At 53.2% G+C, this 6444-nt stretch carries 4 protein-coding genes; 2 read left to right on the top strand and 2 right to left on the bottom strand.

Going from position 1 to position 6444, the window contains the following annotated elements; all coding sequences use genetic code 11:
• Nucleotides 1-128: 128 nt before the first annotated feature.
• Together recA and AB1N33_RS14510 are read right to left on the bottom strand one after the other, a co-directional pair.
• On the bottom strand, nucleotides 129-1169 hold the full coding sequence (recA, locus tag AB1N33_RS14515) for a recombinase RecA (protein ID WP_411272286.1): 1041 nt from the start codon (nucleotides 1167-1169) through the stop codon (nucleotides 129-131).
• A 260-nt stretch (nucleotides 1170-1429) separates the two neighbouring features.
• Nucleotides 1430-1936 (bottom strand): CinA family protein, encoded by a 507-nt coding sequence (locus AB1N33_RS14510; RefSeq protein ID WP_411272285.1) that lies wholly within the window; start codon nucleotides 1934-1936, stop codon nucleotides 1430-1432.
• Nucleotides 1937-2081: 145 nt separating this feature from the next.
• Here AB1N33_RS14510 and mutS point away from each other — a divergent pair, with 145 nt between their 5' ends.
• Complete coding sequence (mutS, locus tag AB1N33_RS14505; protein ID WP_411272287.1) at nucleotides 2082-4637, top strand: DNA mismatch repair protein MutS; 2556 nt, start codon at nucleotides 2082-2084, stop codon at nucleotides 4635-4637.
• A gap of 132 nt (nucleotides 4638-4769) precedes the next feature.
• Nucleotides 4770-6401 (top strand): CTP synthase, encoded by a 1632-nt coding sequence (gene pyrG, locus AB1N33_RS14500; RefSeq protein ID WP_411272284.1) that lies wholly within the window; start codon nucleotides 4770-4772, stop codon nucleotides 6399-6401.
• Nucleotides 6402-6444 lie beyond the last annotated feature (43 nt).

The raw sequence follows: 6444 nt of genomic DNA, 5'->3' as shown, positions 1-6444 counted from the left end.
GTCTGTCGCGATTTATAATGAGAAAAGGCCGCATCTGGCCCTAAAATACAAAACGCCCGATGAAGTTCACCGGGCGCTTTAAACTGAAATAAGTGTCAACTTATATCAGGACTAGTCAGTCAGAAGGCTTATGACAACGTTTCTTGTGACTCCCCTTCAGCCTCCTCGGCTTTATGGGTTTTCGGCAGCAGCAACTCGGCACGGATTTTCTGCTCAATTTCATTAGCAATGTCAGGGTTTTCCTTAAGGAAATTAATAACATTCGCTTTGCCCTGACCAATGCGGTCGCCTTTATAGCTGTACCAGGCACCGGCTTTGTCCACCAGTTTCTGTTTCACGCCAAGGTCAATCAGTTCGGCTTCTTTACTGATCCCCTCACCGTACTTGATCATAAACTCTGCCTGTTTGAACGGTGGTGCAACCTTGTTCTTAACCACCTTCACGCGGGTTTCGTTACCGACGACTTCGTCGCCTTCTTTTACCGAACCGATGCGACGGATATCCAGACGTACTGATGAGTAGAACTTCAGTGCGTTACCACCGGTTGTGGTTTCCGGGTTACCGAACATCACACCAATCTTCATACGGATCTGGTTGATGAAAATACACAGGGTGTTGGAGCGCTTGATATTACCGGTCAGTTTACGCAGCGCCTGAGACATTAATCGCGCCTGCAAACCAACGTGTGAGTCGCCCATATCCCCTTCAATCTCTGCTTTCGGTGTCAATGCAGCAACCGAGTCAACAATCACTACATCTACCGCACCTGAACGTACCAGCATGTCGCAGATTTCCAGTGCCTGTTCACCGGTGTCCGGCTGTGATACCAGCAGATCATCAATATTTACACCCAGTTTTTCGGCATAAACCGGATCGAGTGCGTGTTCAGCATCAACGAATGCACAGGTTTTTCCTTTTTTCTGCGCTTCGGCAATAACCTGCAGGGTCAGCGTGGTTTTACCCGATGACTCAGGACCATAAATTTCAACGACACGACCACATGGCAGACCGCCAATCCCAAGCGCAATATCAATGCTCAGTGACCCGGTAGAAATGGCTTCAATATCCATCGCCTGGTTATCACCAAGACGCATAATGGCGCCCTTACCGAATTGCTTTTCAATTTGTCCGACAGCCGCCGACAGGGCTTTTGATTTGTTATCGTCCACGTCACTATCCTCTGGGATTTGCACTTGAATTTGGGTTGGCATACTACCAACGATTGACGGCATTCTATACTGTACAATTATACAGTTTCAAGTATTTCTGAGAAATTTAAACAATGGCAGAAAACGGGCCCGGAGGAAGGCTTACAAATCAAAACACGCCGTAAACCCATCCATGGGGGCTCTCCAATCGCATCCCTGCGATTGGAAGGTTTTGATTTGTAAGCCTTCCTCCGTCCCCTCTTCATATCCTCTGTTGCGTACTAGTTATTCAACCATTGAAAGACAAAGCGAAGTGCATAAGCAATCGCTTGCTCCCGTATGTGTTGACGGCTGCCATCGAACTGTTGTTTTTCGGTGACAATCTCGCCATTAAGATAAAAGCCGAACCAGACTAAACCGACCGGCTTTTCTGCTGAGCCGCCACCGGGACCGGCGACACCGCTTACCGATATAGCCACTTCGGATTCTGCAATACGAGCAACGCCGCTGACCATTTCTTCCACGGTTTCGGCAGACACAGCCCCAAAGTGCTCAAGGGTTTGGGTACTCACCCCTAACCTGTCGTGCTTTGCGTCATTCGAGTAGGTAACCCATGACTGTCTGAACCAGTCAGACGAGCCGGCAACCTGGGTAAACGTGTAAGCCAGACCGCCGCCGGTGCAGGACTCGGCACACGAGATGGTCCAGTTTCGCTTGCGCAGCGCATCCCCTAACGCACAGATTTCTTCGTGGGTAGGTAAGGTTGTCGTTGAAAAAGGAAAGTGCATAACAATAATACGAAGCCAGTCGGTAAAATGTCATTGTAATATACAATCGGCTTTTCAGACTGACCACCCGCAGTGGTACACTTGCTGTTTGTAAGACTGAGTTCATGAACACCAACACGAGGCTGATTTGGAATCACATACGCCAATGATGCGCCAGTATCTGGAGATTAAGGCGCAACACCCAAACATTTTGCTGTTTTATCGCATGGGCGACTTCTACGAGCTGTTTTATGACGACGCCAAGAAGGCGGCGTCATTGCTGGACATATCGCTTACCGCACGAGGCAAATCCGGCGGCGATCCAATCCCCATGGCAGGGGTACCCTATCACGCCGTAGAAGGTTATCTGGCACGGTTGGTTAAGATGGGCGAATCGGTCGCAATCTGCGAGCAGGTCGGCGATCCGGCCACCAGCAAAGGGCCGGTTGAACGTCAGGTTCAGCGCATTGTTACGCCGGGCACGGTCACCGACGAAGCATTGCTTGAGGAGCGCCGCGATAACATTCTGGCTGCAGTCTGTGGCCACAGTATGCACTATGGGCTGGCAACCCTGGATGTGAGCAGCGGCCGCTTTGTGGTCAGTGAGCCAGACAGCGACGAACAACTGCTGGCCGAACTACAGCGTCTGAATCCTGCCGAATTACTTTATCCTGAAGGCTTTGACAGCCTGGCGCTGATTGAACAAAGAAAAGGGTTACGGCGGCGTCCCGACTGGGAGTTTGATATTGATACCGCGGTCACTCAGTTAACCGCCCAGTTCGAAACCCGCGAGCTGAGTGGTTTCGGTGTCGACGATCTTAGCAAAGGACTTGGCGCGGCAGGCTGCGTACTGCAGTACGTAAAAGACACACAGCGTACTGCACTGCCCCACATTCGTCAGATTCAGAAGGAACAACAGGACACCTTTGTGCAACTGGATGCGGCAACCCGCCGCAATCTGGAGCTGACCCATAACCTGCAGGGTGGTCAGGACAATACGCTGTTTAAAGTCATGGACAGCACCTGCACCGCCATGGGAAGTCGCTTACTGCAACGCTTCCTGCATGCACCGGTCACCGACCGTCATACGCTGACCGCACGCCAGGATGTGGTTGAGGCCATGATCGCCATGCCGCCCGATGCGCTGCGTGACACGTTAAAATCCATTGGTGATATTGAACGTATCATGGCGCGGCTGGCGCTACGCTCAGCCCGCCCCCGCGATTTTGCGCGGCTGCGAAATGCGCTTAACCTGCTGGATGACGTTCACGGATCACTGGCAGGATATGACACCCCGCTTATCGCCGGGTTGCGTAACAAAGTCAGTGCCTATCCTGAGCTGCAGGATCTGCTGAACCGGGCGATTATCGACAACCCACCGGTGGTGATCCGTGACGGTGGCGTGATTGCCCCGGGTTACAGTGCCGAACTTGATGAGCTGCGCGCCTTGTCCCAGGGTGCCACCGATTACCTTGATGCCATGGAAGTCAGGGAACGCGAGCGTACCGGCATCAGCACGCTGAAGGTGGGATACAACAAGGTGCACGGCTTCTTCATCGAAATCAGCCGGGCCGCCAGTGCCAATGCACCGGCCGATTACATCCGCCGCCAGACCCTGAAGAATACCGAACGCTACATTACCCCTGAGCTGAAAGAGCACGAAGACAAGGTGCTCACCAGCCAGAGCCGCGCACTGGCGCTGGAAAAGCAGCTCTACGACGCCCTGTTCGATACTATTGCACCACATATCAGTGCACTGATGGATACCGCAGCTGCGTTGTCGGAGCTGGATGTGCTCGCGTGTTTTGCCGAGCGCGCACTGACGCTCGACTGGCACCGACCTACGTTATCTGCCGAGCAGGTGCTCACTTATCAGGAAGGCCGCCACCCTGTGGTCGAACAGGTCATGTCAGATCCGTTCATTGCCAACCCGCTGTGTCTGGATGCCAGTCAGCGCATGCTGATTATTACCGGCCCCAACATGGGCGGTAAGTCGACCTACATGCGCCAGACCGCGCTGATTGTCCTGATGGCACACATCGGCAGTTTTGTGCCAGCCAAAAGCGCCACCATTGGCCCCATCGACCGAATATTTACCCGCATTGGCGCGTCAGATGATCTGGCGTCCGGACGCTCTACCTTCATGGTGGAGATGACCGAAACGGCCAACATTATGCACAACGCCACCGACCGCTCGCTGGTGCTGATGGACGAAATTGGTCGCGGCACCAGCACCTATGACGGTCTGTCACTGGCCTGGGCATGCGCCAGCTATCTGGCAGACAAACTCAACGCTTACACGCTGTTTGCCACGCATTATTTTGAGCTTACCGCGCTGCCCGACTCTCATCCGCAGGTGGCCAATGTCCACCTGGACGCCGTCGAGCACGACGATACGATCCGCTTTATGCATAAAGTGGAATCCGGCGCGGCCAGTAAAAGTTATGGCCTGCAGGTAGCGCAACTGGCCGGTGTTCCGCGCCAGGTTATTGAGTCTGCCCGTGCCAAACTGGCCGTACTGGAATCCAGCAAAGTGGTCAGCGACAGTGAGACGGCAAACGCGCTGGCCACTCCGGCGCCACAACCCGCCCAAACCCATCTGCACTTCCCGGATAAACCTCATCCGGTGATCGATGCACTGGAAAAACTGAACCCGGATGAGCTGTCACCCCGGCAGGCACAGGATCTCATCTACACGTTAAAACGCCTGAGCGAGAATTAGGTGACGTTAAAACGGGCAAACAGATTGTTTGCCCGTTGCTGATTCGCTATACTATTACCCCGTCCTGGTGCGGCCCGTCATTACTGCCGCCCAACATTGATTACCCTTACAACCCAACGCCTTAGGTTTCGCATGACAAATTATATTTTCGTCACCGGTGGTGTCGTATCATCGCTTGGTAAAGGTATTGCTGCTGCATCACTTGCCGCTATTCTTGAAGCACGTGGTCTTACTGTCACCATGTTAAAGCTTGATCCTTACATCAACGTCGACCCGGGCACCATGAGCCCGATTCAGCACGGCGAAGTGTTTGTAACGGATGACGGTGCCGAGACCGACCTTGACCTGGGTCACTATGAGCGATTTATCCGTACCCGCATGACCAAGCGCAACAACTTCACCACAGGACGGGTGTATGAAGAAGTATTGCGACGCGAGCGCCGGGGCGACTATCTGGGCGCAACCATTCAGGTTATTCCACATATTACCAATGAGATTAAGCGCCGGGTAATTGAAGGTGCAGAAGGCCATGACGTCGCGATTGTTGAAATTGGCGGCACCGTTGGTGACATCGAGTCACAGCCGTTTCTGGAAGCAATCCGTCAGCTTGGCACCGAGCTTGGCCGTGACCACGCCATGTACATGCACCTGACACTGGTGCCTTATATGCCCGCATCAGGTGAAGTTAAAACCAAACCAACACAGCACTCTGTCAAAGAGCTGCGTTCTATTGGTATTCAGCCGGATATTCTGGTGTGCCGTTCTGTCGGCGCCCTGCCTGCAACTGAGCGTTCCAAAATTGCGCTGTTCACTAACGTGGCAGAAAAAGCGGTTATCTCACTGAAAGACGTCGACAGTATTTACCGTATCCCTGCCGCACTGAAAGCGCAGGGTATGGATCAACTGGTGGTTGACCGTTTCCGTCTGAACTGCAAAGAAGCTGACCTGACGGAGTGGGAACAGGTTCTGTATGCCGAATCGAACCCGACTGGCGAAGTCAATATTGGCATGGTTGGTAAATATGTTGAACTGCCGGATGCCTATAAGTCGGTTAACGAAGCGCTGAAACACGCGGGTCTCAAAAACCGCCTGACCGTAAATATCCATTACATTGATTCGCAGGATATCGAGAGTAAAGGCACAGACATGCTGAAGAAGCTGGACGCTATTCTGGTACCTGGCGGATTTGGCGAGCGTGGCATCGAAGGTAAAATTGCTGCCGTGCGCTTTGCGCGTGAAAACAAAGTCCCTTACCTGGGCATTTGTCTGGGAATGCAGGTGGCACTCATTGAGTACGCCCGCAATGTGGTAGGCATGGAAGGCGCCAACAGCACAGAATTCGACCCGGAAACACCCTACCCGGTCGTCGGCCTTATCACCGAATGGCTTGACGCCGCGGGCACCAAGGAAAAACGTGATGAAAGCTCAGACCTGGGCGGCACGATGCGCCTGGGCAGCCAGCTTTGCCACCTTATCCCGGGCACCAAAGTTCACAGCATTTATGGCAACGACGAAATCTACGAGCGTCACCGTCACCGCTATGAGGTCAACAACAACCTGCGCGACCAGATTGAGGGCGCTGGCCTGAAGGTGAGTGGTTTGTCCACTGACAAACGTCTTGTCGAAGTGATTGAAATACCAGACCATCCGTGGTTCATTGCGGGCCAGTTCCACCCGGAATTCACGTCTACGCCACGTGACGGGCACCCGCTGTTTACCGGATTTGTTGCCGCAGCAGGCAAGTTTCAGAAAGAGAATCATTAATTTATAACATTCAGGAAACGTCCGTTTGGGTGGCGTTCTAAAC

It is taken from the genome of Alteromonas nitratireducens (assembly GCF_040812025.1).
Taxonomy (GTDB): Bacteria; Pseudomonadota; Gammaproteobacteria; order Enterobacterales; family Alteromonadaceae; genus Alteromonas; species Alteromonas nitratireducens.
Note: the sequence above shows the minus strand (reverse complement) of the source record. Positions and strands in the feature narration are given on the sequence as shown.

Coding starts and splice junctions, on each gene's coding strand:
- AB1N33_RS14510 (WP_411272285.1), bottom strand. CDS start 1,936: ATGCACTTTCCTTTTTCAACGACAACCTTACCTACCCACGAAGAAATC.
- mutS (WP_411272287.1), top strand. CDS start 2,082: ATGATGCGCCAGTATCTGGAGATTAAGGCGCAACACCCAAACATTTTG.
- pyrG (WP_411272284.1), top strand. CDS start 4,770: ATGACAAATTATATTTTCGTCACCGGTGGTGTCGTATCATCGCTTGGT.